This window comes from Bradyrhizobium betae, assembly GCF_004123905.1.
Classification (GTDB): Bacteria; Pseudomonadota; Alphaproteobacteria; order Rhizobiales; family Xanthobacteraceae; genus Bradyrhizobium; species Bradyrhizobium betae_A.
In genome coordinates, this window is record NZ_MZXW01000013.1 from 328,612 (window position 1) to 355,265 (window position 26,654).

Here is a 26,654-nt window from a genome sequence, read left to right on the forward strand (position 1 = left end):
ATTGTCCTGTTCAGCTCTTGAGGATGTCGAGGGTGCGCTGGATCATCCGGCGCGTCGCACTGATGATGTTGAGATTGGCCTCGTAGGACCGTTGCGCGTCGCGCATGTCGGTCATCTCGACCACCGAGTTCACGTTGGGGTATTTGACGTTGCCGGTCGCATCCGCCGCCGGATTGTTCGGCTCGTATTTGGTGCGGAAATTGGACTGGTCGGGCTTGATCCTGCCGAGGGTGACGACCTGCGCGTCGAGGGTGCGGTCCAGCGCCGAGGAGAAGGTCGGCACCTTGCGCCGGTAGGGATCGCCGCCGGCGCTCTGCGACGTCGAATCCGCGTTCGCGATGTTTTCCGAGATCACCCGCATGCGCCCGGCCTGCGCACGCAGGCCGGAGGTCGCAATCGCCATCGAGCGGGCAAAGTCGCTGCTGTCATTCGCCATGATGCGCTTCCTCTTGCTCTAGCCCTTGCCGATCGCGGTCTTGAGCAGGTGCAGGCTCTTCGAGTAGAGCGAGGTCGCTGCTGCGTAATCCATCTGGTTGCTGGCAGCCTTCATCATCTCCTCTTCGAGATTGACGGCGTTGCCCGCAGGGCGGGTCTCGAAGCCTGCATTCTTGTTCTGGTCGAATCCGGAGGCTGAGCCTGACGGCGTCATGTGCGAGCCGCTGGTGCGGGTCATCGCCAGGGGGCCCATCGAACCCGTGACGGCGCCTGATTTGTCGAGCTTCGGCTCGACCAGGTCGCGCGGCCGGAATTTGGGCGTATCGGAGTTGGAGACGTTCTCGGACAGGACGCGCTGGCGTTCCTGATGCCACTGCATCTTGGTGCGAAGCGCCGACAGCACCGGGAGGTCGTTGATGGACATCGTCGCGGCTCCTTCCGCCTGCTGCGGACCTCAGGGTCCGAAGCTAGGCAGAATTTGCCGCGTGTATGGTTAACAGCTGGTTAAGGATGTCGCAGGCGCCTGTTCCCCCCGGACACCAAGTCGTGCCCTCCGTGATTCTACGCATCCAAAAGCGGCGTTAACCCAACCGCTTGGCGGCGCATGCACGGGCCAAGAAGTCGTTTTGGATCGAGCGATTCATAGGTTATTAAGAGCTGGGGACGGCAAAACTTGCCGTGGGACATTAAGAAATCGCAGTTTGGGGCATCCGACGCCGGTGGTTGGCGCATCTGACCATGGGCACGAAAGAAGCGCCATTTGCCGGGGACAAGTATGAACGGTAGCCCTATCACCTTCATTGTCGCGTTCATCGTCGTTCTGGCGTTGATCGGCCTCGCCGCTTGGCTGGTCCGTCGATTCGCCAGCACGCGGCTCGGCGCCAACACCCAGCGCGGCAGGATGCCCCGGCTCGCCGTGATCGATGCGGCCGCGGTCGACGGCCGTCGGCGCCTAGTGCTGGTCCGGCGTGACAATGTCGAGCATCTCCTGATGATCGGTGGCCCCACCGACATCGTGGTCGAGCCCAACATCGTTCGTGCTGCGCCCGGCCGCGACCAGCTCCCGCAGCGTCCCAACGCCGCCGAACCGCCCCGCCTCGCGCCGATGCCCGATGCCGGCGGCTGGGCCGACGAAGCCCCGCGCCCCGAATTGCTCGATCATCCCGAACCGCAGATGCCCGAGCCGCCGCCGCGGCCCACGCGCCCGTCCTTCGCCGACGAGGTCCGGCGGCCCGCGCCCGCTTTGGCCGAACGCCGCAGCGAGCCGCCACTGGCAGGCTTTACGCCCGAGCCGCTGGCGCCGCGTCCCGAGCGCGAGCCGCGGCCTGAGCCGCTGCCGCCGCGCATTGCCCGCAACGAGCCGCCGCTGATGCCGCGTCCGCCGCGCCAGAGCGAGCCGGTGAAGGTGCCGCCCGTCCGCGCCGAGCGCGCAGCCGCGCCGCCGCCTCCGCCTGTGCCGCAGGCTCCGCCCGTTCCGCCGCCGGCGCCCGCGCCCGCCGCACCCTCGAACGCCGAGCAGAATCTCGCCGAAATGGCGCAGCGGTTAGAGGCAGCACTTCGCCGCCCGGCCGGCGAAACGGTTGCGCCCCCGGTTGCGCCGGAGCCGCCGGCCGCTCCCCCGCGCGCCGCACGCAGCGAGCCACCGGCCCCGCCGGCGAAGCCTGCCGCCGAAAAGACCAGCTTTGAAAATCTCGAAGACGAGATGGCCTCCCTGCTCGGCCGTCCGAAGCCGTCTTCGTGAGGCTGCCGGCCCTCCCGCGTAGAGTTGTTTTTTCCTCAGTTCTGATCGGCGCCGCGCTCCTGGCGATGCCTGCGCATGCGCAGGACATCAGCATCAATCTCGGCGGCGGCGGCGCTGGTGGCGGCGGCGTCACCGAACGCGCGATCCAGCTGATCGCACTGCTCACGGTGCTGTCGATCGCACCGTCGATCCTGATCATGATGACCTCGTTCACGCGCATCGTGGTCGTGTTGTCGCTGCTGCGCACCGCGATGGGCACGGCGACCGCACCGCCGAACTCGGTGATCATTGCGCTCGCGATGTTCCTCACCTTCTTCGTGATGGGGCCGGTCCTGCAAAAGTCCTATGACGAGGGCATCCGCCCGCTCGTCGCCAATCAGATCAGCGTCGAAGACGCGCTCCAGCGCGCCTCCGTTCCCTTGCGCGGATTCATGCAGAAGAACGTGCGCGAGAAGGACCTGAAACTGTTCCTGGACCTTTCCGGCGAGCCGCCGCCCGCCACGCCCGACGAGCTCGCGCTTCGCATCCTCGTCCCCGCCTTCATGATCTCCGAGCTGAAGCGCGCCTTCGAGATCGGCTTCCTGCTGTTCCTCCCCTTCCTGATCATCGACCTCGTCGTCGCCTCGGTGCTGATGTCGATGGGCATGATGATGCTGCCACCGGCAACCATCTCGCTGCCGTTCAAGCTGATCTTCTTCGTGCTGGTCGACGGCTGGTCGCTGGTAGCGGGGAGTTTGGTCCAAAGTTACGGGGGGTAGCCGGGCTTGCGGGGTGTGGTCAGCAATGCATCCTCGACGCCCCCAGCGAGAACCTCCAGCCCCTCCCCGTCATTGCGAGGAGCTCTTGCGACGAAGCAATCCAGACTGCCTCCGCGGAGAGATTCTGGATTGCTTCGCTGCGCTCGCAATGACCGAGCATGTGGCAAATGGTCGGGCCGCGCTACGCGCGGTACGCCCGCCCCCTACCCCCTCACATCATACTGCCTGCTGAGGTGATCGCCGATCTGCACCAGCATGGCGACGCTTTCCGGGAAGCCCGGCTTGTCTCTCGTCGCCTGGTCCGCATCGACGCGGAATTCCCAGCTGTCGCCGTCGCGGACGATCGAGATGGCGAGGTCGTCGGGACCATCGGCATGGACCTTCAACTCCGCCCGCGCCATGGCGATGAGTTCGGCTTCGGTCTTGGCAGGCTTGCTCATATTCCTCTCCCGGCATGAAGGGGCATCAGGTTGCCGCCTTGCGCGGCACCTGTCGAGAGGCCTGCAGGTAGCAGGGTTCCTACCGCGTCATCTTGATCTGCCGCACGACCGGGATCGTCGGCAGCGAGCCGGTGTGGTCGGTCTCGTCCTTGGCCTGCGGAGCGGCCGGGGCGCGGGCGGTGGCGTCGGGGAAGCGCTGCTTCATCTCGCGCAGGAAGCCGTCAAGCGTATCGACGCTGGCAGCGAGCTTGGCGATCTCGGCGAATTCGGCGCTGGAGGCCGCGGCCGGCTTGCTGGCGATGTCGAAGGCGACACGGTCGGCGCTCTCGCTCATCAGCGGCGCGTATTTCTCGCGGAAGCGCGACAGGCCGATCGAATCGTCGGCGAGCGCATAGCCGACGGCCGCACGAATGATGTCGCTCTTCTCCACCGCATTGAGCGGTTTGAAGTCGCGGAAACGGTCGACGTAATAGAGCTCGATCTGCTCGGCGGATTCGCGCCAGCGCCGCCCCGCCCAGAAGATGTCAGAGCGCAGGCGGAGCACCTCGCGCCCGGAAACGTTGGAGACGATGTCGAGCGCAAGATCGTGACGGCCGACGTCGCTCTGCGCCCGCGCCTCCAGCAGCAGGCGCTGCTGCCGGAGTTCGCCGGAAAGATCGCTGATGCGGCTCGCGCGCAGCGCCGTGATCGCCTTGTCCGGCCTGCGGTTGGCGAGATAGATCATGGACAGGCGCGCGGCGACCTGGGCACGGGCGGCGCCTTCGAGGCGGTGATCGACCTGATACTGCAGGAGCTCGGCGGCCTGGTCGAGCAGATCGATCGAGGCGAGACGGTCGGCAAGACGGCGGATCAGCTCGTCGCCGCGGCGGCCGATCGGCGTCAGCTCGCGGAACTCATAGAACATCCCGAGCGCCTCGACGACGGGCAGGTCGTCACCCTTCGGCCCGAGGAAGATCTGCGTGAACAGGTCGGAGGCGAGGTCCTGCGCCTGACGCGAGGCCTCTGCGTTGGGCTGAAGCTTCGTCGCGGTGCGCGCCGCCGTGAGCGCGTCCCGGTAGCGCCCGTTCTCGGCATAGATCTGCGACAGCATCTGGAGCGTCTTGACCTCGATGGAGTCGCCCCGCCAGGTCATCGACAGCGTCTCGAGATCGCGCAGCGCGTCTTCCTTGCTGATCTCGTCGCGCTTCTGCCGCAACGCGACCTCGAGCTGCTTGGCTTCCGCCGCAGCCGGCCGGTCGTTCGAGGCGACCGCAAATTTGTAATCGTCGAGCGCGTCCTTGTCGTGGCCGAGCGCCTCGGCGAGCCTGCCGCGCAGCACGGCGAAGCCGGGTGCGGCCTCGGGCGATACGCCGACGATCTCGAGCTCGCTGCGCCGCTTGGAGGCGCCGGCATAGTCCTTCACCTCGAGGGAGGCGCGCATCGCGTCCATCGTCACGATGCGCTGAATGTCGAGCGGCAGCGAGGCGATGGCGAATTCGACGTTCTTGAATTTTTCGCGCGCATCCGCCCATTTGCCCTGGCGCGCATAGGCGAGCGCTTTCCAGAGCTGGGAATCGTGGCTGTTGCCGATCACGGGATTGGCAAGGTCCTTCAGGCCCTGCGCCGGGCGGCCGATCAGGATGCTCGCGATCGCATGCATGATCAGCGCGCCGCTCTCCTCCTTGTTGAGCGGGTCGGACAGCATCAAGTCGGTGACGGACTTGGCCTCGTGATACATCGCGCGCGACATGTAGAACTGCGCGAGGTCGAGCCGGGGCAGCGAACGCTGCGCCGGATCGACGGCGGAGATCGCCGTGATCAGATCGCTCTGGCGTGTCCAGAAGTCCTCCGACTGGCCCTTGCGCCAGCCTTCGGGGCTGAAGATCGGGCGCACTGCGGTCGGCGCGCGCTCGGCGGAGATGTCGACCGGCGACAGCGTCAGCCCGCCCTTCTTGCCGAGAATGACCTTGTCGGACCCGACCTCGACGCCGACCTCGTCGGAGTTCGGGCGGATCGCGATGCCGTGCGCGGATTCCAGCAGCGAGAGATCGACGAGGTCCTGCCGCTTGATGAAGCCGCGCACCGGCCGTTGCCCGGTGACGACATAGAGCATGTCGCCGGCATCGGGATCGGTGAGCTTGTGCAGCAGGCCCGGATTGGCGAAGGGGATCGCGATGTTGGCGAGCGCGGGGTCGGTGATGTTGCGCGACATCATCAGCGGCAGCGGCGTCGCCTGGATCTTGTCGGCGAGCGTCAGCAGCCAGTTGGTCTCCTTGCCGACCTCCTCGCTCGTCAGCGAGTAGACCAGCGGCCGGGTGAGACGGATGCGCACCGCCTGCCCCTTGTCGAGCGGCATGCGGCTGACCTCGCCGATCATCGCGCCGCCCTTGGTGCGGATCGCCTCGACATCGATCGGCTTCGGCGTATCGAACACCAGCCAGACGGTGTCGCCGCGGCGGAACGCCGCCGCAGGGGTCGAGACCTGAAGCGGGAACGTGACGCGCAGGCCATCGCTGTCGCGGCGCGCATCGACGCTTGCGCCGGCCGGCCGCGGCGCGGCCGGTGCCTCGGCAGGCGCAGCCTTGACGGATTCCTTGACCGGCTCCGGCGCAGCTTCCTTCACGACCTCCTTGGGCGCTTCGACAACGGCAGGCACGATAGGCTTGACGGGAGCGACTGGCGCGGCGGCCTCCGCTGCGGGCGCCGCAGGCTTCGGCGCTTCGGCGGCCGGCATCGCGGCGGGGGCTTCGGACTTCACCTCGGGCTTGATGTCGATCTTCGCTTCGCGCGCAATCGTCTCCGACGTCGGCGGCGCGACCTCGCGATGAGCGTCCTTGGGCTTCTCGGCCGCCGGCTTTTCCGCGGCCGGCGCGGGTCCATGACCCTGGGCCGCTGGCTTGGCCTGCGCGATCATGGACTCGGCCGTTGCGGCCATCTTGCCCTTGTCGGGCTGGAAGGAGATGTCGACGACGTAGTTCTTGTCATCGCGGAAGGAGTGCACGTCGGAATCGCCGATCAGGGCGATCTCGACACTGGTCTGGTCGATGTCGGCCTTCTGCTTGATCGAGGCGACGTTCGGCGGCGCGGCGACGACCGCGTCGGCCAGGTCGAAGCTGAGATTGGCGTTGAAGGCGAGCGTGAGCTTTTGCTCGTTGAGCACGGAGGAGACGCCGACGCCGTCGGGCATCTCGAACACGAAACGCACGAAGGTCGGCTGTATCGAGGCGCGCACGCGAATCTGCGGACGCTTCTTGGTCTCGGCCGCGGCACGCTGGGCGCGCAAGGCACGTTCGGCCACGCGGGCGCGTTCGGCGAGCTCCTTGACGACGTCCATCGGCAGGCTCGGCGGCGGCCCCTTCCAGCCCTCGGGCAAGAGGTCGACGAAGGTGCGCTCGCCGGCATTCATGGTGTTGACGGTGACGCGGCGCGCCAGCGACAGGCGGATGGCGCCGCCGTCGGGATCGCGCCGGGCGGAGTTGACGTAATCGGGCGCGCCTTCCGGCACGCGGTCGACGGGAACGTCGACGGCCCGGTCGAAGCGGATGATGAGGATGGAGCCGGCCGTCGTCACCTCGGAGGGCACATCCTCGCCGAGTTTGATGACGAGACGGGCAAAGCCGCCGCCTGCCGAAAAACTCGCCTCGCCCCGGATCGCATCCGCGGCCCGGGCGGGTACACTGAAGCCGATCAGCAGGCAGGCCGCCAGCACGGGTGCCGTGCGGACATGACGCGACAGGCCCCGCGCCAAGGCGCGGGCTCGCGACAACAATCCAGCGGCAGCCTCTCGCGCCATTGGCGGCATATCTTCCGGTTCGGCGGTCCACGCCGGCTACTGGTGCCGGCCGATGCCTTCGAATGTAGATTTTGGCAATTAAGGACTTCTTAAGTATGAGCCCTCAATTCGGCTTTTGCGTCGGCTTGCCGTCGATCTTGGGCAGATCGCCGGCCGAGGCCGATTGATCGCCGCCGCCATTGGCCCGGCGGGCCATCTCGACGGTCAGCCGCTCGGCGGCCTCCGGCGACATCAGTCCCAGAATGTCCGACATCTTCCGCGGCGCGATGGCCGAGGCGATCTCGATCAGCACGCCCATCTCGAGCCGGTCGAACACCCGCGCGGCGTCCTTGGGCTTCATGCCCTCATACATGGTGACGAGGCCCTTCATGCGCTGGGCTTCGGCGGCCTTCTGCTCGGCCTGGGTCGCCGAGATGCGGGATTCCACCGCCTTCATTTCCTCGACCTTGTTCTCGATGCGCTTCTCGGCCGATTTCAGCAGGCTTTCGCGGATGTCGATCTCGCGCTGGCGGGCTTCTATCTCCTGGCGGCGCGCCTGCAGGCGTTCGAGGATCGCGCGCTCGGACGCCGGGATCTGCGGCGGGGCTTCCTCCGCCTTGACCGCGGCGCCTTCGGACTTGGTCTCGGGAGCCGCCGGCTTCGGCGCCTCCTTCGGCGCGCCATGGGTCGAGCCGGTGATATCCGGGTCCTCGCGGCCGGTCGGGAAGTTCAGGTTCTCCTGCGCCCAGGATTTTTTGATCTGGTTCGGCTGATAGTCGAACACGTAGCCGCCATTGATCACGAGGCCCGCGACCTTGAGCGTGGCGAGACCTGCGACGGCGACCAAGACGACTGGAATGACGCGGATGTTACGAAAGGACTTCATACCCTGACTTTATGCGGCAAGACCGTTGGACCTTCGGCGCTCGGAGAAGGCTTCGGCCGCAGCCGCCACCGCCTTCGCCGACGAGGGCTTGGCCGTGGGCACCGCGACGGTTTCCGGATTGGTGACGGGCCGCGCGGCGATCGCGATCTTGGACAGGCGCCGCACCACGTTGTCGGCCTCGCCGAGCTGCTTGTAGAGCTGGTCGGACATCTGGGTCGCCGCCGCGAGCTGGCTGCCGAGGTTCTCGTTGACGTCGCGCACGGCGAGCTTGAGCCCGCCGATCGCGCGCTCGGCGATCTCGGTCGCGGTGATCAGCTCGGCAATGACGGCCTTCAGCGAATGCTCGTCCGCCTTCAGCCGCGTCAGCCGCTTGTTCAGCAGGATACAGTAGCAGATCGTGAGCATCAGCAGGATAGCCACCAGCGTCTCGATCGCCATTCCCAGGGAGTGGTTCATGGGGCCTCCATCATCTTGTTCTGCTCGTCGACCTTCTCGAACATCGCAAGTGTCGTACTTGGCTTGCGCAGGGGTTTCGTCACGCGGATCGCGACGCGGTCGCCGACCCGGCCCATCCGTCCCTCGGTCAGGGTGACGTCGCCGCAGCGCACGGTCACGGCGGCATCCGCGCGCATCTCGAGCGGCAGGGTGTCACCGACCTTGAGCCGCATCAGCTGCTTGAGCGGGATGTCGGCCTCGTAGAGCACGGCATCGACCGCGATCTCGGCCTGGTTGATCTCGGTGGCGAAATGACCTTCCCAGATCGTATCGCGGCCGAATTTCTCGCCCATGAACATCTGGAGCAGCACGCCCCGGATCGGTTCGATGGTCGCATAGGGCAGCAGCAGCTCGATATTGCCGCCGCGGTCTTCCATGTCGATGCGCAGGCGCACCAGGATCGCGGCGTTGGCCGGACGGCTGATCGCGGCGAAACGCGGGTTGGTCTCGAGCCGGTCGATCGTGAAGGTCACCGGCGACAGCGGCCGGAACGCCTGCTCGGCGTCGGTCAGCACGACCTCGACCAGCCGCTTGACCAGCTCGGTCTCGATCGTGGTGTAGGGCCGGCCCTCGATGCGGAGCTGGCTGGTGCCGCGGCGGCCGCCGAGCAGCACGTCGATCATCGAGTAGATCAGGCTGGAATCGACCGTCGCCATGCCGAAGTTTTCCCACTCCTCGGCCTTGAAGACGGTGAGCACGGCCGGCAGCGGGATCGAGTTCATGTAGTCGCCGAAGCGCACCGAGGTGATGCGGTCGAGCGAGACTTCGACGTTGTCCGAGGTGAAATTGCGCAAAGAGGTCGTCATCAACCGCACCAGGCGGTCGAAGACGATTTCGAGCATCGGCAGACGCTCGTAGGAGACCATCGCCGAATCGATGATCGCGCGAATGCCGGAATGGTCGTCGAGCGTGACGTCGCCGACGGTGAAGCCGAGGAGGTTGTCGATCTCCTCCTGCGACAGCACCCGCTCGCCGGAGTTCTTGCCGGAGCCGAGATCGCGGCTGCCATCCTCGACCATGGCCGCCCATTGCAGGGCCATGGTCTCGGATAGTTCGTTTTCGGCAGCGGCCTTCGCGGCTTCCGCGGGATCCTCGGAATCGAGCGACGCCTCCCATTGGGCGGCAATCGCATCCTGGTCCATCTGCTCGTTGCCGGCCATGACGCTAGCCCGTACCCTTCCGCAGCATCGTCACTGGATCACAACTTCCTTGAACAGCACCGCGCTGACCTGGATCGGCGCGACCGCCGCGTTGACGCGCTTGGTCAGCTCTTCCTTGAGGCGGAAGACGCCGGCGGAGCCGTTGAGATCGGAGGAGCGCAGTTCGCGCACATAGGTCTGGAAGATGTCGGTCACGCGCGGCATCGTCGGCTTGATCGCCTCGATCTGCTTCTCCTCCTTCAGCTCCAGCACGACCTTGAGCTTCAGATATTGCACGCGCTCGCCGGGCGCGCCGGCGAGATTGACCATGATGTCGGGGACCTCGACGAAGGCCGGCGGCTTCGGCGGGGCCGCCGCCTCGGCATGATGCTCGTCATCGCCGTGACGGAAGAAGAAGAACCAGGTCGCCGCGCCGCCGCCGAGGACGGCGAGCAGGCCGACAGCCATGATGATGAGCTTGAGCTTGTTCTTCGGGGGAGCGGCTTCTGCGCCCTCGGCGGCTGCGCCGCCTTCCGCTTCATTCTCTGCCATGGTCGACGGGCTCGCTCATCTCTTAAACGGGTCGAAAGAGCAAAGCCCCCTGGCAGACAGTGACGCGATACAAATGCCCCAGCGCAATGCGCTCCTCTTCACTGCAAACGCTACGGTAATAATGGTTAACGGTTTCTTTCGATTGGGCCCCAGCTAGGAAAAATCTGCCGGGCAAACATGGCTAACAGAACCTTTCTGCCGCCTGCCCGCGCCCTCGAAAAATCTTCAAGGCATTGAAATCACGTAATTTTCTGCGTTGGCACGGCTTTCGCTGAGAGAGGACCGAGACCGAAGGGTTTGGGAGAACCTGACGGCCTCGTTCACGGGGTCCGCCAAGGCGCTTGGGAGAGCGAAATGGCAGATCTCACTCAGGGGAGATCTTCCGATGCAGAACGCGCTTCTGATCGGCTTGTCACGGCAGATGACGTTGGAACGGCAGATGGATGTCATCGCCAACAATGTCGCCAATGCCAACACCAACGGCTTCAAGGCCGACCATTCGCTGTTCGAGGAGTTTCTCAACTCGAACGCGCGTGAGGACAATTTCATCGCGTCCGACCGCCGGGTCTCCTATGTGCAGGACCGCGGCACCTTCCGCGACACCGGCCCGGGGCCGATGGAGATGACCAAGAACCCGCTCGACATGGCGATCAGCGGCGACGCCTATTTCGCCGTGCAGGCCAATGGCGGCGAGCGCTACACCCGCGACGGCAAGTTCACGCTCAACAGCACCGGCCAGCTCGTCACCTCCGACGGCAACCTCGTGCTCGGCACCGGCGGCCCGATCACCTTCCAGGCGACCGACCACGACATCAACGTCGCCCCCGACGGCACCGTCACGGTACTCGAGGGCACAGCCAAGACCGATTCGATCCGCGGCAAGATCAAGATGGTGTCGTTCGACGATCCGGCCAGGCTGACCAAGCTCGGCGCCAATCTCTACGACGCCGGCTCCGCCACCCAGCTGCCCGCCACCAAGTCCACCGTGGAGCAGGGCTACATCGAGAAGTCGAACGTGAACTCGGTCGGCGAGATGAGCCGCATGGTCGAAGTCATGCGCAGCTACACCGCCATCGCCAACCTGCTCCAGCAGCAGAGCGACATGCACAAATCGGCGATCGAAAAACTCGCCGACGTTCCGGCCTGATTAGGGGATTACTGACATGCAGGCTCTTCACACCGCAGCGACCGGAATGGCGGCACAGGAACTCAACGTTCAGGTGATCTCCAACAACATCGCCAACCTCCGCACCACCGGCTTCAAGAAGCAGACCGCGGCGTTCCAGGACCTGATCTACGAGCACGTCCGCCGCGTCGGCGCGCAGGCCTCGGACCAGGGCACCATCCTGCCTGTCGGCGTCGACATCGGCGGCGGCGTCAAGACCGTCGGCACGCCGCGCAGCATGACGCAGGGCACGCTGTCGCAGACCGGCAACGATCTCGACCTCGCGCTCTCGGGCGAAGGCTTCTTCAAGATCCTGATGCCCGACGGCAGCTATCAGTACACCCGCGACGGCACCTTCCAGATGGACAATCAGGGCCGCATCGTCACCGCGCAGGGCAATCCCGTGCAGCCGACCATGACCATCCCGAACAACGCCTCGGGTCTCGCCGTGAGCGAACAGGGCCAGGTCTCGGTGACGCTGCCGGGCTCGTCGACCTCGACCATCGTCGGCCAGCTCGGCGTGACCCGCTTCATCAACAAGGCGGGCCTGCAGCCGGTCGGCAACAACCAGTTCACCGAGACCCCGTCGTCCGGCGCGCCGCAGGACGGCACCGCGAACTCCGAAGGCTACGGCAAGATCACGCAAGGCAGCCTGGAGCAGGCCAATGTCGACGTCGTCTCGGAGATGAGCGACCTGATCGCCGCCCAGCGCGCCTATGAGATGAACGCCAAGGTCATCAGCGCCGCCGACCAGATGATGCAATCGACCACGGCGCTGTTCCGCTGAGGTGATGACGATGATCCGCACCACAATCGCCACGATCGCCGCCCTGCTCGCCCTGGCCATGCCGGCGCAGGCCGCCGACGATGTCATCGCAACGCCTATGCTGCGCGCGAACGTCACCGTGACCTCGGACGTGGTTCGGGTCGGCGATCTCATCGACAATGCCGGGTCGGCCGCCTTGATTGCGGTCTACCGCTCGCCCGATCTCGGCACCACCGGCGCCCTGCCGGTTGCGCAGGTGCTGTCGGTGCTGCGCGCCAAACAGGTGATCGGCGTGATGACCGGCGACATCAAGGAGGTCCAGGTCACCCGCCTCGCCCGCACGCTTGCCAACAAGGACCTCGAAAACGCGGTGGCCTCGGCGCTCGAGCGTCGCTTCGGCCTTGGGGACGCCGCCAACATTACCGTCACCTTCGACCGCGGCGTCGCCGACATGCGGCTGGATGCCTCCAACAGCGGTGCGCTCCAGCAGGTCGCGACCCGCTACGATGCGCGCAGCAACCGTTTCGACATCGCCTTCGAGATCAACAACGACAACAATCCGGCGCCGACCAAGCTGCGCTTTACCGGCACCGCGATCGAGACCGTGGAAGTGGCCGTGCTGACCCGCGACATCGACCGTGCGGATCTCCTGAAATCCTCCGACATCGCGCTGGAGCGCCGGCCGAAGGCCGAGGTCTCCGGCGAAGCCGCCTCGCGCGACCGCACCATCGGCATGCAGCTGCGCCGGCCGATGCGGGCGGGCACGCCGATCCGCGTCGCCGACATCGTCAAGCCCGACTTCGTGCAGCGCGACCAGAACGTCACCATCATCTACCAGGTGCCGGGCCTCTACCTCACCACGCGCGGCAAGGCGATCGAGAGCGGCGCCGAGGGCGATACCGTCAGTGTGCTCAACCTGCAATCCAAGCGCACGCTGACCGGTGTCGTCACCGGCCGCGGCCAGATCACGGTCCAGGGTGCGAGCCAGTCCGCGCCGATGGCGCCCGCGGTCGAGCAGACCTCGTCACTCAAGCGTGACGAAGCGCCTGCGCCCGTCGACACGGCAGCCCTGGTCCGAAACCTGGTCCAGGCCCCCGCGTCGCCGGCCCAGATCGCTCAAGCCCAGATCCCGCAAGTTCGCGTCTCGCAAGCTCCAGCCAAGTCAGAGTAAGTCATGTCCAGTTTCAGTTCGGCTTCCCGTCTTCGTCGCATTGCGATCTCTGCCTTGCTGCTCGCCAGTTGCGCGCTGGGCGGCTGCTCCTCGATCGACCGCCTGTCACAGATCGGCGAGCAACCGAAATTGTCCGCGATCGACAATCCGACCACGCAGCCCGGCTACAAGCCGGTGCAGATGCCGATGCCGAAGCCGGAAGTCGCCTCCTACAATCCGAACTCGCTGTGGCGCAACGGCAGCCGCGCCTTCTTCAAGGACCAGCGCGCGACCCATGTCGGCGACCTCCTGACCGTGACCGTGAACATCACCGACAAGGCCAACATCGCCAACGAGACCCAGCGCAGCCGCACCAATTCGGAAGATTCGGGCATCACCGATTTCATCGGCGCCAAGACGCTCGGCGCGCAGGCGCAGAAGGTGCTGCCCGGCCGCATCCTCACCGCCGACTCCACCGCCTCCAGCGACGGCAAGGGCTCGGTCAATCGCACGGAAGCACTGCAGACCAACGTCGCCGCGGTCGTGACCCAGGTGCTGCCGAACGGCAACCTCGTGGTCGAGGGCAAGCAGGAGATCCGCGTCAACTACGAGATCCGCGAGCTCATCGTCGCCGGCATCGTCCGCCCCGAAGACATCCAGAGCGACAACACCATCGATTCCACCAAGATCGCGCAGGCCCGCATCGCCTATGGCGGACGCGGCCAGATCATGGACGTGCAGCAACCCCGCTACGGCCAGCAAGTCATGGACGTGCTGCTGCCCTTCTAGCCTTCTTCAAGAGCTCCCACATCGTGTTCGCGAACCTAGGCGCGAACGACGATGTACGATGCGGCCTCCGGTAGCTCCCCTGCCGGAGGCCGCATGTATTTTGGCGGCGGCATCATTCCCAGATGCGAGTCAGGTCCGCAATCGCAACGACGACGACGCCCCAAACTCCGTCACTGCGAGCGCAGCGGCGAAGCGAAGCAATCCAGACTGCCTCCGCGGGAGGGCTCCGGATTGCTTCGTCGCAAGGGCTCCTCGCAATGACGAGTTCTGAGGGCGCGGTTCATCTCTCTCGTGTCCCGGACGCGGCGCAACGCGTCAGCGTTGCGGCGCAGAGCCGGGACCCAGTAAGCCACGCAACACGCGCAGCGTGGGCCCCGGCTCTGCAGCGCACCGCCGAAGGGGCGCTGCGCTGCGTCCGGGGCACGAGATCGCTGACGACGGAGAGACGTCACGTAAACTCCGCCTCCACCACGCCCAGCCCGTCCAGCTCCATCCGCACCTTGTCGCCGGCCTTCAGCCACAGCGTCTTCACGAGACTGCCTGTGAGCACGAGTTGCCCCGCATGCAGCCCCTTGCCTTCCGCCGCGAGATGATTGGCGAGCCAGGCGAGCGCATTATGGGGGTGGCCGAGCACGTCGGCGCCGGTGCCATGGCTGACCTCCTCGCCGTTGACGATGGCGCGGCCCTTGACCGATTTCAGGTCCGGCACCGACGAGCGCGGAACGGACGGCCCCAGCACACAGCCGGCGGCGAAGAAATCGTCCGCGATCAGCGTCGGCGCGCCCATCGTCTCCCACTTCACATAGCGGTCGTCCACGATCTCGATCGCGGGATGGTAGGACTCGACGGCCTCGCCGACCCATTCGGCCGTGAACGGTGCCTCGCCGGCGGCAAGGTCGCGCTTGAGCCGCGCCGCGATCTCGCATTCGACGCCGACGCGGACATATTTGGAAGCGGCGAGCTTCACCCCGCTGTGGTGCACGCCCTTCTGGAACACGCCACCGCCGCAAGGATGCGGGATGCCGATGTACTCCTGCATCACCTGGCTGGTGCAGCCGATCTTGTAGCCGACCAGCGGCCCAACATGCGGCAGCAGGAGGTCGTGCAGCGCGCGCTGGACCTGATAGCCCTCGGCCTCGTCGGCCGGGGGAACCTCGAGCGCGGCGAGCGGCGCATGGTTGCGGCGCGCCAGCGCGATCGCCTTTGCGGCTGCGAGAATATTGTCCATCGGCGCCGGCTCCCACGCTACCTGATCGAGGGCGGCACTTCAGCACCCCCGCCGGGGCGTGACAAGCGCGGGCCAAAGGACGGCCCAAAGGAGAGCTGAAGGGCGCCCTCAGCCCTTGACCAGGCCGAGCCGGATCAGGCTTTCAGCCGTCGCGAGGATCGCCTCATCATTGGAACGCGCCTGCCAGCCCAGCAGCGACTTTGCCTTGGCGCTGGTCGAATGCCGCACCTTGCCGAGCATCGGCAGGACGGCGCGGAGCAACGGAATCCGATTCGCAGCCAGCCGCACCAGCCAGTCCGGCGCCTGAAGCCGCGGAACCCGGCGCGCGCTCGGCCCCATTTCCCGCCGCAGCACCTTGCCGATATCGAGGATCGACATCGTCTCGCCGGAGACGGCGATGAAGCGCTCGCCTTTCGCCTCGGGCGCCCTCATTGCCCGCAGGTGCAGATCGGCGACGTCGCGCACGTCGACCACGCCGAAATAGACCCGCGGCACCGCCGGCATGGCGCCGCCGAGCAGCGATTTCACGATCTCGATCGAGCCGGAGAAGTCCGGCCCGAGCACCGGACCGAAAATGCCGGCGGGATTGACGACCGACAGCTCCAGCCCGCCGCCCTCCTGCGCGATAAAGTCCCAGGCGGCCCGTTCGGCCAGGGTCTTGGACTTGATGTAGGGCTGCACGTCGTTGCCATCGAGATTGGTCCAGTCGGTCTCGTCGAACGGTTTTTCGCGCGGCTTGTGGCCGTAGCCGATCGCCCCCAGCGACGAGGTGACGACGACGCGCCTGACGCCGGCCTCGCGCGCGGCACGCAGCACCCGCAACGTGCCGTCGCGGGCCGGGATGATCATCTCGTTCTCGTCCTTGGGAACACTGGTCGAGAGCGGCGAGGCAACATGGAGCACGTAATCGCAGCCCGCCACGGCCTCACGCCAGCCGTCGTCCGCCGTGAGGTCGGCGGTGAAGAAGGACAGGCTTTCGGGCGACGCCGCGCCACCCTCGCGCAGCATCGCCAGCACGTCGGCTTGCCGGTCTGGCCGGCGCACCGTCGTCCGCACCGTGTGGCCGGCCGCCATCAGTTGCAGGACGACATGGATGCCGACGAAGCCGGACCCACCGGTGACCAAGACAGTGCTCATTGCCAAATACCCCTCATTGCGCGGGCCGGCGAATTGGGTCCGCCACCCTGCTCAAGGCCGCATCTGGTCACTATCTCCCGGGGAACAAGTAGAATGGATTTCGAGACCGGTATGGAAAACCTGACCAGCGTTTGCGACGGCGACTGCGATTGCAGCCCTGACCCTGCTTTGCTCGCTGACTTCAAGCGGGCGATCCACGCCCTCGGCGGCAAGTGGAAGTTGGAGATCCTGTTCGCGCTAATGAACGGCGCGGTTCGTTTCGGCGCCTTGCGGCGATCGATCGGCGGCATCACCCAGCACATGCTGACCAACCAGCTGCGCGAGCTCGAGCAGGACGGATTGGTGTCGCGCACCGTCTTCGCGGAGAAGCCGTTGCGGGTGGAGTACGAGCTGACGGATGCGGCCTACGGCCTGTTGCCGGCGTTTAAGGAAATATTGAGCTGGTCCAGGCTTTATGGCGATGCGCCTTGCGGTGTCGTTTGAGGCCTGATTGCAGCGATGTATGAAGCTGCTGGCTCAGTGTCTCAGCATACGAGTCGATCTCGTTGATGCGACTCGCAAAACTCACCCCACCTGAAGTGAAGGCTGTTTCTCATCCGAACTCACGTGAGCTTGGAGGAATGGACTCTAGCCCATTGATCGCGATTCATTTTTGGCGATTGCGCTCACGCGCTGAGACGCGCGACCGCAAGCAGCAGGCAAAATGCTGATCGCGGCGCGAAATGGCGCCTTGCGTCCAAAAACAAAGAGCCGCATCGCTGCGGCCCGGACTCTATTCGTCGCGATAGACCTTCTCGCGTTTCTCGTGGCGCTCCTGCGCTTCCACCGAGAGCGTCGCGATGGGCCGGGCTTCGAGCCGTTTCAACGAGATTGGCTCGCCGGTGTCCTCGCAATAGCCGTAGGTGTTGTCCTCGATGCGCTGGAGCGCGGCGTCGATCTTGGCGATCAACTTGCGCTGGCGGTCGCGGGCGCGGAGTTCGATGGCGCGGTCGGTTTCGGACGATGCCCGATCGGCGAGATCGGGGTGGTTCACGTTCTCCTCCTGCAAGGCTTGCAGGGTGAGCTTGGACTCCTTGAGGATCTCATCCTTCCAGGCGAGGAGCTTCAAACGGAAGTACTCCTTCTGCCTGTCGTTCATGAAAGGCTCTTTTTCGGTCGGTCGGTAGTTTTTCAACTTTTCCAAGGGCGGCCTATCTGTCTAAGCAACGACTCGCACACGGACCTGGGTCCGCTGAGCGGGGCCTTATATAGCGGCCTCCTGTGACAGACAATATTTCCTTAATGGCGCGGTTACCGCCCCCAAGCCCTTGCACAGGAAGGTTTATCCTAGAGGGCCTGGAGGCGGCCGATGGCCTAGTAGCCGACCGTGAAACGCTGCCGCAGATGGGCCGGCCGCTCGATCTCATCGGCCAGCGCAATCGCGTAGTCGGCGAAGCTGATCCAGCTCTTGCCGTTCGCATCTGCGAGAAGCTGATCAGTCCCAAGCCGGAACTTGCCCGTGCGCGCCTCTTCGACGAACAGCGCCGACGGCGAGATGAAGGTCCAGTTCAACTCCTTTTCCTGCCGCAACAGGTCGAGGAAGGCCCCGCCCGCCTCCGCCTCGGCCTTGTATTGGGCCGGAAAACCGGGGGTTGTGACCAGTTTGACGCCGGGCGCGACTTCCAGGCTGCCGGCGCCGCCGACGACGAGGTAACGGCCGACACCGGACGCCTTCGCCGCGCCAATCAGCTTGATCGGGTCGCTGGCCAGGAAGTGCACGGAACTGACGGCGACGTCGTGCCCGGTCCACAGCTTGGCAAGGCCGGCCTGGTCGAGCACGTCGCCTTTGGTGGGGGTGACGTTCGGGAGGCCAGCGATCTTCTCGGGGTTCCGGGCGATGGCCGTGACCGCATGGCCGCGGCGCGACAGTTCCTTGGTGATCTCCGACCCGGCCCGGCCCGAGGCACCGGCAACTGCGATTTTCATGGAAGGCTTCCTTTGCTTGTGCGGTAACTAACGGTAACTAGATATCGCAAAGAATGCTGGTGTTAAGAGAGCACTTTGTGCTTACCTGATTACGCAGGAGTAACCGGCGAGCGAGCCGGCAAGTGACTTGAATGGATCTTGAGGACCCCGAGATGAAACCCGACGTCTATGCCGCGAACTGCCCCACGCGCCAGATCCTCGATCGCGTCGGCGACAAATGGGCCGTGCTGATCCTGTTGCTGCTGCGCGAGGAGCCGATGCGCTTCAATCAGTTGCGCCGAACGATTGAAGGCATTTCACAGAAGATGCTGAGCCAGGTTCTCAAGTCACTCGAGCGCGACGGATTGATCAAGCGCCGCGCCATCGCAACCGTGCCTGTCACGGTGGAGTATTCGATCACGCAGCTCGGCGTGACGCTCGCCGGCGCCGTCGATCCCCTGCGCGATTGGGCCGAGCAGAATCTGAAAGACGTGCTCGCCGCCCAGCGCCGCTACGACGCGCAACTGAAAGATGTCGCGGCGTAAGACGCTACGCCTGCCCGGCCTTGGCGAGCTCGACCTCGACGCGCAGCTCAATCTCGGAGAGCACCGAATCAAGGCCCGCATCGCCCGAGGACGATTTCAAATTCGCCGCCGCATCGCGCAGCCGCAGCACGGTCGACGCATCGAGATTGCCGGCGAGAAGCCCCATCTTGAGATCGTCGAGCACGTCGAGCGCGGTCCTGCCGCGGGCGACCGAGCGCTTGCGGCGCTCGACCGGATCCTCTTCGATGCCTTGCAGCGCGAGCAGCCCGTCGAGACTGGTAGCCGCCTTAGGTGCGGCGGCGCTCCGCGTCTCCTGCGCCGACGAGGTATCGGGCAGCACGAAGGTGCCGGAGCCCGTCCGCCTGGCCTGGCTGGCCGGCGTTCCAAGCGTGGTGCCATTCGGTCCGTAGATGCGCATCGCAGCAATCCGGGTGATCGATGCGCCACATTCGCCGTTTTATGGTTAACGACGCGTAAACAGCCCGGCAAAATCTGCCGACAGGCGGCAGTTTCGCTCCTCAGGGAGAACGCAAGCTGACACCGGTCGAAACAGATTTACTCAACCTATTCAACCGCCTAACTCCACTGCCCCGCGTTGGCACAGCGCTCGCAAGGACAGCGTCGGACCAGCTCGTCATGGGAGTGTCGCAGATGGTCCGAAATTTGAGGAGGCTTTTTGAGGGGCCTTGGGGAGCAGAGGATGCCAGGCGTTCGTTGGGTAAGGATTCTTGCAGTGGCCTGCGCCGCGCTGTCAGCGCTGGCGCTCTCGGTCGCGTCTGCAGCTGCGACCTCGCGCATCAAGGATCTCGCCAATATCGAAGGGGTGCGGCAGAACCAGCTCATCGGCTACGGCCTCGTCGTCGGCCTCAACGGCACCGGCGATACCCTCAACAACATCCCCTTCACCAAGCAGTCGCTGCAAGCGATGCTCGAGCGCATGGGCGTCAACATCCGCGGCGCCACTATCCGCACCGGCAACGTCGCCGCCGTGATGGTGACAGGCAATCTGCCGGCCTTCGCGACGCAAGGCACGCGCATGGACGTCACGGTGTCCGCGCTCGGCGATGCCAAGAACCTCCAGGGCGGCACCCTGCTCGTCACCCCCCTGCTGGGTGCCGACGGCAACGTCTATTCGGTGGCGCAGGGCTCGCTCGCGATCTCCGGATTCCAGGCCGAGGGCGAGGCCGCCAAGATCGTGCGCGGCGTCCCGACCGTGGGCCGCATCGCAAACGGCGCCATCATCGAGCGCGAGATCGAGTTCGCACTCAATCGCCTGCCGAACGTGCGGCTGGCGCTGCGCAACGCCGACTTCACCACGGCCAAGCGCATTGCGGCCGCGATCAACGACTATCTCGGCGTCAAGAGCGCCGAGCCGATCGATCCCTCGACCGTGCAGTTGTCGATCCCGCCGGAGTTCAAGGGCAACGTCGTCGCGTTTCTCACCGAGATCGAGCAGCTCCAAGTCGATCCTGACCTTGCCGCCAAGATCGTCATCGACGAACGCAGCGGCATCATCGTGATGGGCCGCGACGTGCGCGTCGCGACCGTCGCCGTGGCGCAGGGCAACCTCACCGTTACGATCTCCGAGAGCCCGCAGGTGAGCCAGCCCAATCCGCTGTCGCGCGGCCGCACCGTGGTCGCGCCGCGCAGCAGCGTCAGCGTCACCGAGGACGGCAAGAAGCTGGCCCTCGTCAAGGACGGCGTCTCGCTTCAGCAGCTCGTCGACGGCCTCAATGGCCTCGGCATCGGCCCACGCGACATGATCAGCATCCTCCAGGCGATCAAGGCCGCCGGTGCGATCGAAGCCGACATCGAGGTGATGTGATGCAAACCAGCGCCATCAATACCCCGCGCGCCACCACATCATCGGCCTTCTCCGTGGAAAGCCGCAACGGCCGGCCCGACTTCGAGCTCGCCGCCGCGCTCCAGAAGGTCTCGCCGCAGCAGCAGTCAAAGGCGCAGAACACCGCCACCGATTTCGAGGCGATGTTTCTCAACAGCATGTTCTCGCAGATGACGTCCGGCCTGAAGGGCGAAGGCCCGTTCGGCGACACGACCGGCACCGGCGTGTGGCGCTCGATGCTGACCGAGCAATATTCCAAGAACTTCGCCAAGGCCGGCGGCGTCGGCGTCGCCACCGAAGTCTACCGCACCCTCATCATGCAGCAGGCGAAAACGCTCCGCACGGCATAAGGTCAAACGAGATGAACCAGTTCAACGCCTCACGTCAGCCGATGCAAGCGCAGCGCCCGAACACCGCGCCGGGCAACGCCGAGGCGCGCAAGGTCGCCGAGCAGCTGATGGACGCGATGAACGCCCTGCTCGCATTGATCGAGCACGAGACCGAGCTCGTTCGCGCCGGCAAGGTCCGCGAGGCGATGACCCTCGAGAGCAAGAAGCAGGAGCTGTCGCGAAATTATGTCGGCGCCGTCAGCGACTTGAAGGCCAACCAGGCCCAGCTTGCGAAATCGGCGCCCGAGCTGCTCTCGACCTTGCATCGGCATCATGATGCGTTCCGCGCGATGCTCCAGGTCAATCTCACCGTGCTCGCGACCGCACATGCGGTCTCCGAAAGCGTCGTGCGCGGCGTCAATGCCGAGATCCAGAAGCGCAACGTGCCGAACACCTATACCGCCGCGGGCCGTCGCGCAGCTCCGGGCCCGCGCCACATCACCCCGCTCGCCGTCAGCCGCTCGCTCTGAGCGCGCGCGAAAACAAGCGACAATTTTACGAAAAACCGCGCGGCGATGTCGTCGCGAGGTTAGTCACGTTTGCTTACCGGGTCTTCAAACCTGGTGGTCCATGGTTGCGTATTGAGAGGGGTTGGGATTTGACTCACGTAAGGCAACCAGGAGGCTGCCATGAGTACAGATTTCAGCATCAGGCCGGTGGGGATACCGGTCCCAACGCAGATCGTAACGACGTCGAATACGGCGGCGAACGAGGCGGTGCAAACTGATTTGCCGGTGAGCCAGACGGTCGCCGCAAGCGATACGAGCGCGCCCGTGCGCAATGATCTCCAGAACAACGAGAACGTCTCGCGCCAGGTCGTGTTTGACCAGGCGGCGGCGTCATTCGTGTTTCAGGTGGTCAACGACAGGACCGACGCGGTGGTCAACCAGTTCCCCGACGAAGCGATGCTGCGCCGGCGGGCCTATTTCCATGCAGAGGATCTGAAGTCCCAGCCCTCGCGTCCGCTCAATACGGACCTCAGCGCCTGACGATCAGGTGGCGAGCGAGGCAACGGCAGTGTCGAGATAAGTCGAACCGGTCGCGTTATCGGCGACCACGTTCTTGACCTGCGCCTTGCCGATATCGGTCAGCGTGAACGTCGCAGGCGCTCGAGCGGATAGAAGGGCAGTCCGCCGATCACGGACGGCCGGACAAGCCGGCAGCGATATTGCGGTTGATCTCGATCAGCGGGCGGAAGTGATCGAACTGCGGGCTCATCAGGAGCGCGGCGGTCTGGCTCAACACGAATACGCTGATATTGGCGATCTTCTGCCGGACGTCCTGCGGCTGCGGATTGTTGTCGCGCATGGCTTCGCTCAGGAAGATGGTCCAGAGCTTGCGATTGAACATCAGCGCCTGCGTGGTCTGCTCGCTGAGCGGATCGGCGTTGTTGATCGCGTCCTGAAGCTTGTTGGCCGCCTTGAGCAGGGTCTGCGCCTCGACGTCGCGAGGAGATGCTGTGGTCGTTGCAACGCGCGCGTAGGCCGAGGCAGCGGAATTCGACATCAATCACACCTTGGAGGTTACCTAGCCCGTTGAACGCGCTTAAGGATTTCTTTCCCAACCCTAGGCAGCACCGCTTAAGATTTGCTTACGTGTGTGCTTGGAAGCCCTCCGGACTATTACGGGTCACGGAGTCCTTCACGGCAAAGCTAGAGGCCTGCATGCGCGCTGTAAACACACCTCGCATGCCGCGCAGCAATCTCGGCTAATCCTGCCTTAGCGATCTCCATAAAAACGGCGGAGCATGAGCCCCGCCGCGATGTTCCATTTCAGTATCTTGCGCTGCGAGATTAGCGGAGCAGCTGCAACACGCTCTGCTGCGACTGGTTGGCCAGCGACAGCGCCGAGACCGCGATCGACTGGCGGGTCGACAGCGCCTGGCTGTTGGCCGCTTCCTCGTTGGTGTCAGCGAGCGTCAGGTTGGACGAGCCGGTCTGCAGCACGTTGATCAGGTTCTTGGAGAAATCCTGACGCACCTGCACGATCGAGAGGTTCGAGCCGAGCGCGGAGCCTTCCGAGCGCAGCGTGCTCGAGGCCGCGTTGAGACTGTTCAGCACCCTGTTGGTGGCGCCGTTGTCGATGAAGTCGACGCCGTTGACGAGGTTGGACAGGCCGAGGCCGGCTGCGTTGAACACCACGCCGTTGATGCTCAGCGTCGAGCTGCCGGTCTCGTTGAAGACGAGCTTCAGCGTATCGCCGTTGAGCAGGTTGACGCCGTTGAACGAAGCGTCCTGCGAGGTGGTGTCGATCTGCGCCAGGATGTTGTTGAACTGGTTGACCAGGTTAGAGCGCGCCGTCTGCGCCACGGGATCCTGGATCGGCGGCTGCGCCGTCGTGAAGGCGACCGTGCCGGTGACCGTGCCACCGACCACGCCGCCGGCCGTCACGGAGCCGAGCGTCGAGGAGGCGTATTCGTTGACGGTGGTGATCGTGAGGACGCCATTGGCGTCGATCGTGGCCGTCAGATGGTTGGCCTGAAGCTGGTTGTTGAGCTGGTCGAGCGTCTTGATGGTGCCGTTGGTGCCGTCGCCGAAGGTGACGTTCACGGGCGTGCCGCCGTTGAAGGAGGTGAAGGTCAGCGTCTTGCCGGAGATGCTGCCCACACCCGGCGCGCGCCCCGCGGTGAAGGCCGTGCCGGTCCCGGTCGGACCGGTCAGCCCGAACGTGGACAGCGCGTTGCCGGTGCCGGTGATCGAGAGGTCCGCGGTGGTGCCGGTGCTGAGCTTGAGCGCGCCGTTGACGACGGTGGACAGCGACGAACCGCTGGCCGCAACCACGGCGCCGCCGCTGACGATGCCGGCCCCCGAGGCCAGGTCAATCGCATTCAGCGAATCCTGGACGTTTCCGCCCTGGAGATAGACGATGGAGTTGCCGTTATTGTCCGTGACGATGTTGCCGATCTTGGTGGACCCCGTCGGCGCCGCAGCCGGAGCGGCCGCGTTCTTGAACGAGACCGTCTTGCCGTCGATGTTCAGCGTGGAGCCGTCCTTGATGAGCGTGCCCAGCGTCGTCGGGCTCGTCAGACGCGACTTGGTCACGGCGACATTGCCGGAGCCCGTCGCGGTGGTCAGACCGAGCGCCTTGAGGAAGTCGGCCTTGCCGGTGATGCTGAGGTCGGCACCGGTGCCGGTGGTGAGGGTGAGCTGGCCGGCGGCGATGGAGGCGTTGGTGCCCGAGGAACTCGACAGTGTTGCGGTGCCGCCGGCGATCGCCGCCTTCTGTACGCCGCTGGCGAGATCGATCGCGTCCATCACGTCCTGGACAGTCGCGGCCGGGATAGCGCTGGTCCCGATGTAAACGGTCGAATTGCCGTTGCCGTCGGTCACGACGTTGTTGTTCTTGCCGGAGCCGGCAGGAACATTGGCGACCGCGGGCGCAGCGCCGGCCCGGAACGTGATGGTCTTGCCGTCGACGATGAGCACGTCACCGTCCGCCGGCGCACCGTTGGCCGCAATGGTGCTGGCGCTGGACGGGCCGAGCAGCGTGAGACCCGTCGCGAGGCTGGCGGCCGTGCCGGCACCGTCAGGAGCCGCATTGCCGGTGATGGACTGGGAGATACCGCCGAGCGTGGTGGCCGTGGTGATCGGAGTCGTGCCGCCTGCGGTACCGTTGGTGACGACATTGCCGGTCGCGGTTGCGTACGTATAGCTCGTGGTGCCGCGCAGATCCGCCGGCGTCGCGCCGGGGATCGTGGTCGAGATGTTCGATTTCGTGGAGTAGCCGACCGTGGTCTGGAGCGCCTGGTTGGCGATCGACTTGGCGCTGTCGATCAGCTTCGACAGCGAGGTGATGCCGGTGTTTGCGGCCTGGAGCACCTGCACGCCGTTGTTGATGCCATCGAGCAGGTTGCTGATGTCACTCGCCCGGTTGTCCAACCCCTGCGCGGTGAAGAAATTGGTCGGATTGTCCAGCGCCGTGTTCACCTTCTTGCCGGTCGAAAGACGCGACTGGGTGGTGGCGAGCAGGTCGGCCGTTGATTGCAGCGACAACAGGTTCTGGCGAACAGACGCCGAGAGAACGATGTTGGACATTGGCGGTCTTCCTTTTGAACCGTAAACGAATCTGGCTCGCCGGTCTGGAAAGCGGGCTTTTGTCCACTTTTAGGGGCTGTCCTTTAAAGTATGGTTAACGGCGGTTTAAGAGACAGGGTTAATGCCGGGTTAGCGCCCTTCCCGCTCGGGAACCCGGAATGGTACGGAGCCGCGTGCGAACGCAAAAAAGCGGCGGGGCCGAAGCCCCGCCGCTCTCTTTTGTTTCGTGATGTCAGCCGCTTATTAGCGGAGCAGCTGGAGCACGCTCTGCTGCGAGGTGTTGGCCAGCGACAGGGCGGAGACCGCGATCGACTGGCGGGTCGACAGCGCCTGGCTGTTGGCCGCTTCCTCGTTTGTATCGGCCAGCGTCAGGTTGGACGAGCCGGTCTGGAGCACGTTGATCAGGTTCTTGTTGAAGTCCTGACGCACCTGCACGACCGAGAGGTTCGAACCGAGCGTCGAGGCTTCCGAGCGCAGCGTGCTCGACGCCGCGTTGAGGTTGGTCAGCACTCTGTTGGTGGCAGCGTTGTCGATGAAGTCGGTGCCCTGCACCAGTCCAGCCAGACCCAGTCCCTTCGAGTTGAAGGTCACGCCGGTGATGCTCAGGCTCGACTTCGCAGTCTCGTCGAACACCAGCTTGAGCTGATCGCCGTTGAGCAGGTTCACGCCGTTGAAGGACGAATCGACCGAAGTGGTGTCGATCTGCGACATGATGTTGTTGTACTGCGACACCAGGTTGGAGCGGGTCGCCTGGGCAACAGCGTCAACGGTGGGCGTCGTCGCATTCGTCCAGGTCAGGGCCGTCGTGATCGTGCCGCCGATCCCACCACCGGCGACGGCCGAACCGATCGTCGAGGATGCATAATCGTTGGTCGCCGAGATCGTGAGCAGGCCATTGGCGTCGATGGTCGCAGCAAGGTTGTTGGCCTGAAGCTTGGTATTGAGCTGGTCCAGGGTCTTGACGGTACCATTGGTGCCGTCGCCGAAAGTGACGTTGACCGCCGTACCGCCGTTGAAGGAGGCGAAGGTCAAGGTCTTGCCGGAGACGCCGCCCGACGCCGCGCTGCGGCTCGCCGAGAAGGCGGTTCCGGTGCCGGTCGAACCGGTCAGACCGAGCGAAGCCAGTGCGTTGCCCGAACCGGTGATCGACAGGTCCGCGTTCGCACCGGTCGAGAGGTTGAGCGCACCAGCCACGATCGACGAGTTCTTGGCGCCTGCGGTGGTTTGCAGAGCACCGGAAGCACCCGCCGTCTTGACGGACTGCACACCGGTCGCGAGATCGATGGCGTTCAGGACGTCGTTGACGTTGCCGGCCTGAAGGTAAACGGTCGAGTTGCCGCTTCCATCCGTGACCAAATTGCCGACCTGGGTGGAACCCGTTGCGACTGTGGTGGGCGTCTTCGCGTTCGAGAACGTGATCGTCTTGCCGTCCACGTTCAGCGTCGATCCGTCCTGGATCAGGGTCCC

The 26,654-nt window shown here is 65.1% G+C and carries 28 protein-coding genes; 12 read left to right on the forward strand and 16 right to left on the reverse strand.

Annotated elements, in window-relative coordinates:
- Positions 1–10: 10 nt before the first annotated feature.
- Both flgC and flgB read right to left on the reverse strand, forming a co-directional pair.
- Positions 11–436 (reverse strand): flagellar basal body rod protein FlgC, encoded by a 426-nt coding sequence (gene flgC, locus B5V03_RS07620; RefSeq protein WP_027567607.1) that lies wholly within the window; start codon positions 434–436, stop codon positions 11–13.
- An 18-nt stretch (positions 437–454) separates the two neighbouring features.
- Positions 455–859, reverse strand: coding sequence for a flagellar basal body rod protein FlgB (gene flgB, locus B5V03_RS07625; protein ID WP_129268717.1), 405 nt, complete (start codon positions 857–859; stop codon positions 455–457).
- Between the two features lie 351 nt (positions 860–1,210).
- Between flgB and B5V03_RS07630 the strand changes: the two genes are divergently transcribed.
- Complete coding sequence (locus tag B5V03_RS07630; RefSeq protein ID WP_129268719.1) at positions 1,211–2,176, forward strand: flagellar biosynthetic protein FliO; 966 nt, start codon at positions 1,211–1,213, stop codon at positions 2,174–2,176.
- On the forward strand, positions 2,173–2,934 hold the full coding sequence (gene fliP / locus B5V03_RS07635) for a flagellar type III secretion system pore protein FliP (protein WP_129268721.1): 762 nt from the start codon (positions 2,173–2,175) through the stop codon (positions 2,932–2,934). Before B5V03_RS07630 ends, fliP begins: the two co-directional genes overlap by 4 nt.
- 203 nt (positions 2,935–3,137) lie before the next feature.
- Here the strand turns inward: fliP and B5V03_RS07645 are convergent, their stop codons facing one another.
- The 6 genes from B5V03_RS07645 to fliL all read right to left on the reverse strand — a co-directional run bounded on the left by B5V03_RS07645 (position 3,138) and on the right by fliL (position 10,197).
- On the reverse strand, positions 3,138–3,374 hold the full coding sequence (locus tag B5V03_RS07645) for a hypothetical protein (protein WP_129268725.1): 237 nt from the start codon (positions 3,372–3,374) through the stop codon (positions 3,138–3,140).
- A 79-nt stretch (positions 3,375–3,453) separates the two neighbouring features.
- On the reverse strand, positions 3,454–7,146 hold the full coding sequence (locus B5V03_RS07650) for a tetratricopeptide repeat protein (protein ID WP_164987849.1): 3,693 nt from the start codon (positions 7,144–7,146) through the stop codon (positions 3,454–3,456).
- A 103-nt stretch (positions 7,147–7,249) separates the two neighbouring features.
- The gene (locus B5V03_RS07655) at positions 7,250–8,011 is read right to left on the reverse strand and encodes a MotE family protein (RefSeq protein WP_129268729.1); all 762 of its coding nucleotides are present in this window, start codon (positions 8,009–8,011) and stop codon (positions 7,250–7,252) included.
- Positions 8,012–8,020: 9 nt separating this feature from the next.
- Positions 8,021–8,467 carry a DUF6468 domain-containing protein gene (locus B5V03_RS07660; protein WP_129268731.1) on the reverse strand — a complete coding sequence of 149 codons (447 nt, stop codon included), beginning with the start codon at positions 8,465–8,467 and terminating at the stop codon, positions 8,021–8,023.
- The gene (gene fliM / locus B5V03_RS07665) at positions 8,464–9,666 is read right to left on the reverse strand and encodes a flagellar motor switch protein FliM (protein WP_129268732.1); all 1,203 of its coding nucleotides are present in this window, start codon (positions 9,664–9,666) and stop codon (positions 8,464–8,466) included. The genes B5V03_RS07660 and fliM overlap by 4 nt, the downstream gene beginning before the upstream one ends.
- Before the next feature lie 30 nt (positions 9,667–9,696).
- Positions 9,697–10,197, reverse strand: coding sequence for a flagellar basal body-associated protein FliL (fliL, locus tag B5V03_RS07670; RefSeq protein WP_129268735.1), 501 nt, complete (start codon positions 10,195–10,197; stop codon positions 9,697–9,699).
- Positions 10,198–10,582: 385 nt separating this feature from the next.
- Between fliL and flgF the strand changes: the two genes are divergently transcribed.
- Genes flgF through flgH form a run of 4 tightly spaced genes read left to right on the forward strand, consistent with a single transcriptional unit; the run spans position 10,583 to position 14,067 of the window.
- Complete coding sequence (gene flgF, locus B5V03_RS07675) at positions 10,583–11,344, forward strand: flagellar basal-body rod protein FlgF (protein WP_129268737.1); 762 nt, start codon at positions 10,583–10,585, stop codon at positions 11,342–11,344.
- 16 nt (positions 11,345–11,360) lie between these two features.
- Positions 11,361–12,149 carry a flagellar basal-body rod protein FlgG gene (gene flgG / locus B5V03_RS07680; protein ID WP_129268739.1) on the forward strand — a complete coding sequence of 263 codons (789 nt, stop codon included), beginning with the start codon at positions 11,361–11,363 and terminating at the stop codon, positions 12,147–12,149.
- Between the two features lie 10 nt (positions 12,150–12,159).
- The gene (flgA, locus tag B5V03_RS07685) at positions 12,160–13,299 is read left to right on the forward strand and encodes a flagellar basal body P-ring formation chaperone FlgA (RefSeq protein ID WP_164987850.1); all 1,140 of its coding nucleotides are present in this window, start codon (positions 12,160–12,162) and stop codon (positions 13,297–13,299) included.
- A 3-nt stretch (positions 13,300–13,302) separates the two neighbouring features.
- A complete protein-coding gene (flgH, locus tag B5V03_RS07690) occupies positions 13,303–14,067 on the forward strand; it encodes a flagellar basal body L-ring protein FlgH (RefSeq protein WP_129268743.1) in 765 nt (254 codons plus the stop codon).
- 448 nt (positions 14,068–14,515) lie between these two features.
- Here flgH and B5V03_RS07695 read toward each other — a convergent pair whose 3' ends face one another.
- Both B5V03_RS07695 and B5V03_RS07700 read right to left on the reverse strand, forming a co-directional pair.
- On the reverse strand, positions 14,516–15,295 hold the full coding sequence (locus B5V03_RS07695; RefSeq protein ID WP_129268745.1) for a 2-keto-4-pentenoate hydratase: 780 nt from the start codon (positions 15,293–15,295) through the stop codon (positions 14,516–14,518).
- 108 nt (positions 15,296–15,403) lie between these two features.
- Positions 15,404–16,432 (reverse strand): SDR family oxidoreductase, encoded by a 1,029-nt coding sequence (locus B5V03_RS07700; protein ID WP_129268747.1) that lies wholly within the window; start codon positions 16,430–16,432, stop codon positions 15,404–15,406.
- 93 nt (positions 16,433–16,525) lie between these two features.
- Here B5V03_RS07700 and B5V03_RS07705 point away from each other — a divergent pair, with 93 nt between their 5' ends.
- A complete protein-coding gene (locus B5V03_RS07705) occupies positions 16,526–16,915 on the forward strand; it encodes a winged helix-turn-helix transcriptional regulator (RefSeq protein ID WP_206736126.1) in 390 nt (129 codons plus the stop codon).
- 289 nt (positions 16,916–17,204) lie between these two features.
- On the opposite strand, the gene dksA is transcribed toward B5V03_RS07705, so the two are convergent.
- Both dksA and B5V03_RS07715 read right to left on the reverse strand, forming a co-directional pair.
- Positions 17,205–17,570 (reverse strand): RNA polymerase-binding protein DksA, encoded by a 366-nt coding sequence (dksA, locus tag B5V03_RS07710; protein WP_008554760.1) that lies wholly within the window; start codon positions 17,568–17,570, stop codon positions 17,205–17,207.
- Between the two features lie 215 nt (positions 17,571–17,785).
- Complete coding sequence (locus tag B5V03_RS07715) at positions 17,786–18,397, reverse strand: NAD(P)-dependent oxidoreductase (RefSeq protein WP_129268749.1); 612 nt, start codon at positions 18,395–18,397, stop codon at positions 17,786–17,788.
- A gap of 152 nt (positions 18,398–18,549) precedes the next feature.
- Here B5V03_RS07715 and B5V03_RS07720 point away from each other — a divergent pair, with 152 nt between their 5' ends.
- A complete protein-coding gene (locus B5V03_RS07720) occupies positions 18,550–18,921 on the forward strand; it encodes a winged helix-turn-helix transcriptional regulator (protein WP_129268809.1) in 372 nt (123 codons plus the stop codon).
- Positions 18,922–18,925: 4 nt separating this feature from the next.
- Here B5V03_RS07720 and B5V03_RS07725 read toward each other — a convergent pair whose 3' ends face one another.
- A complete protein-coding gene (locus tag B5V03_RS07725; protein ID WP_129268751.1) occupies positions 18,926–19,339 on the reverse strand; it encodes a flagellar assembly protein FliX in 414 nt (137 codons plus the stop codon).
- 282 nt (positions 19,340–19,621) lie between these two features.
- On the opposite strand from B5V03_RS07725, the gene B5V03_RS07730 reads away from it, so the two are divergent.
- The 4 genes from B5V03_RS07730 to B5V03_RS07745 all read left to right on the forward strand — a co-directional run bounded on the left by B5V03_RS07730 (position 19,622) and on the right by B5V03_RS07745 (position 22,142).
- Positions 19,622–20,746 (forward strand): flagellar basal body P-ring protein FlgI, encoded by a 1,125-nt coding sequence (locus B5V03_RS07730; protein WP_129268753.1) that lies wholly within the window; start codon positions 19,622–19,624, stop codon positions 20,744–20,746.
- Complete coding sequence (gene flgJ, locus B5V03_RS07735) at positions 20,746–21,114, forward strand: flagellar assembly peptidoglycan hydrolase FlgJ (RefSeq protein WP_164987851.1); 369 nt, start codon at positions 20,746–20,748, stop codon at positions 21,112–21,114. The genes B5V03_RS07730 and flgJ overlap by 1 nt, the downstream gene beginning before the upstream one ends.
- Before the next feature lie 11 nt (positions 21,115–21,125).
- Positions 21,126–21,623: a hypothetical protein gene (locus tag B5V03_RS07740; protein ID WP_129268757.1), complete on the forward strand. Its 498-nt coding sequence runs from the start codon at positions 21,126–21,128 to the stop codon at positions 21,621–21,623.
- 159 nt (positions 21,624–21,782) lie between these two features.
- The gene (locus B5V03_RS07745; protein ID WP_129268759.1) at positions 21,783–22,142 is read left to right on the forward strand and encodes a hypothetical protein; all 360 of its coding nucleotides are present in this window, start codon (positions 21,783–21,785) and stop codon (positions 22,140–22,142) included.
- A gap of 148 nt (positions 22,143–22,290) precedes the next feature.
- Here the strand turns inward: B5V03_RS07745 and flaF are convergent, their stop codons facing one another.
- The 3 genes from flaF to B5V03_RS07760 all read right to left on the reverse strand — a co-directional run.
- Complete coding sequence (gene flaF / locus B5V03_RS07750) at positions 22,291–22,659, reverse strand: flagellar biosynthesis regulator FlaF (protein WP_129268761.1); 369 nt, start codon at positions 22,657–22,659, stop codon at positions 22,291–22,293.
- 287 nt (positions 22,660–22,946) lie between these two features.
- A complete protein-coding gene (locus B5V03_RS07755; RefSeq protein ID WP_129268763.1) occupies positions 22,947–25,187 on the reverse strand; it encodes a DUF1522 domain-containing protein in 2,241 nt (746 codons plus the stop codon).
- 243 nt (positions 25,188–25,430) lie between these two features.
- Positions 25,431–26,654 (reverse strand): DUF1522 domain-containing protein (locus B5V03_RS07760; protein WP_129268765.1); only part of this gene is annotated, 1,224 nt, incomplete at its 5' end.

Coding starts and splice junctions, on each gene's coding strand:
- flgG (WP_129268739.1), top strand. CDS start 11,361: ATGCAGGCTCTTCACACCGCAGCGACCGGAATGGCGGCACAGGAACTC.
- fliL (WP_129268735.1), bottom strand. CDS start 10,197: ATGGCAGAGAATGAAGCGGAAGGCGGCGCAGCCGCCGAGGGCGCAGAA.
- flaF (WP_129268761.1), bottom strand. CDS start 22,659: ATGTCGAATTCCGCTGCCTCGGCCTACGCGCGCGTTGCAACGACCACA.
- B5V03_RS07650 (WP_164987849.1), bottom strand. CDS start 7,146: ATGGCGCGAGAGGCTGCCGCTGGATTGTTGTCGCGAGCCCGCGCCTTG.
- flgJ (WP_164987851.1), top strand. CDS start 20,746: ATGCAAACCAGCGCCATCAATACCCCGCGCGCCACCACATCATCGGCC.
- B5V03_RS07715 (WP_129268749.1), bottom strand. CDS start 18,397: ATGAAAATCGCAGTTGCCGGTGCCTCGGGCCGGGCCGGGTCGGAGATC.
- flgH (WP_129268743.1), top strand. CDS start 13,303: ATGTCCAGTTTCAGTTCGGCTTCCCGTCTTCGTCGCATTGCGATCTCT.
- B5V03_RS07730 (WP_129268753.1), top strand. CDS start 19,622: ATGCCAGGCGTTCGTTGGGTAAGGATTCTTGCAGTGGCCTGCGCCGCG.
- B5V03_RS07705 (WP_206736126.1), top strand. CDS start 16,526: ATGGATTTCGAGACCGGTATGGAAAACCTGACCAGCGTTTGCGACGGC.
- B5V03_RS07700 (WP_129268747.1), bottom strand. CDS start 16,432: ATGAGCACTGTCTTGGTCACCGGTGGGTCCGGCTTCGTCGGCATCCAT.
- fliM (WP_129268732.1), bottom strand. CDS start 9,666: ATGGCCGGCAACGAGCAGATGGACCAGGATGCGATTGCCGCCCAATGG.
- B5V03_RS07630 (WP_129268719.1), top strand. CDS start 1,211: ATGAACGGTAGCCCTATCACCTTCATTGTCGCGTTCATCGTCGTTCTG.
- B5V03_RS07720 (WP_129268809.1), top strand. CDS start 18,550: ATGAAACCCGACGTCTATGCCGCGAACTGCCCCACGCGCCAGATCCTC.
- flgB (WP_129268717.1), bottom strand. CDS start 859: ATGTCCATCAACGACCTCCCGGTGCTGTCGGCGCTTCGCACCAAGATG.
- B5V03_RS07645 (WP_129268725.1), bottom strand. CDS start 3,374: ATGAGCAAGCCTGCCAAGACCGAAGCCGAACTCATCGCCATGGCGCGG.
- B5V03_RS07740 (WP_129268757.1), top strand. CDS start 21,126: ATGAACCAGTTCAACGCCTCACGTCAGCCGATGCAAGCGCAGCGCCCG.
- B5V03_RS07695 (WP_129268745.1), bottom strand. CDS start 15,295: ATGGACAATATTCTCGCAGCCGCAAAGGCGATCGCGCTGGCGCGCCGC.
- flgC (WP_027567607.1), bottom strand. CDS start 436: ATGGCGAATGACAGCAGCGACTTTGCCCGCTCGATGGCGATTGCGACC.
- B5V03_RS07660 (WP_129268731.1), bottom strand. CDS start 8,467: ATGAACCACTCCCTGGGAATGGCGATCGAGACGCTGGTGGCTATCCTG.
- flgA (WP_164987850.1), top strand. CDS start 12,160: ATGATCCGCACCACAATCGCCACGATCGCCGCCCTGCTCGCCCTGGCC.
- flgF (WP_129268737.1), top strand. CDS start 10,583: ATGCAGAACGCGCTTCTGATCGGCTTGTCACGGCAGATGACGTTGGAA.
- B5V03_RS07725 (WP_129268751.1), bottom strand. CDS start 19,339: ATGCGCATCTACGGACCGAATGGCACCACGCTTGGAACGCCGGCCAGC.
- B5V03_RS07745 (WP_129268759.1), top strand. CDS start 21,783: ATGAGTACAGATTTCAGCATCAGGCCGGTGGGGATACCGGTCCCAACG.
- B5V03_RS07755 (WP_129268763.1), bottom strand. CDS start 25,187: ATGTCCAACATCGTTCTCTCGGCGTCTGTTCGCCAGAACCTGTTGTCG.
- B5V03_RS07655 (WP_129268729.1), bottom strand. CDS start 8,011: ATGAAGTCCTTTCGTAACATCCGCGTCATTCCAGTCGTCTTGGTCGCC.
- dksA (WP_008554760.1), bottom strand. CDS start 17,570: ATGAACGACAGGCAGAAGGAGTACTTCCGTTTGAAGCTCCTCGCCTGG.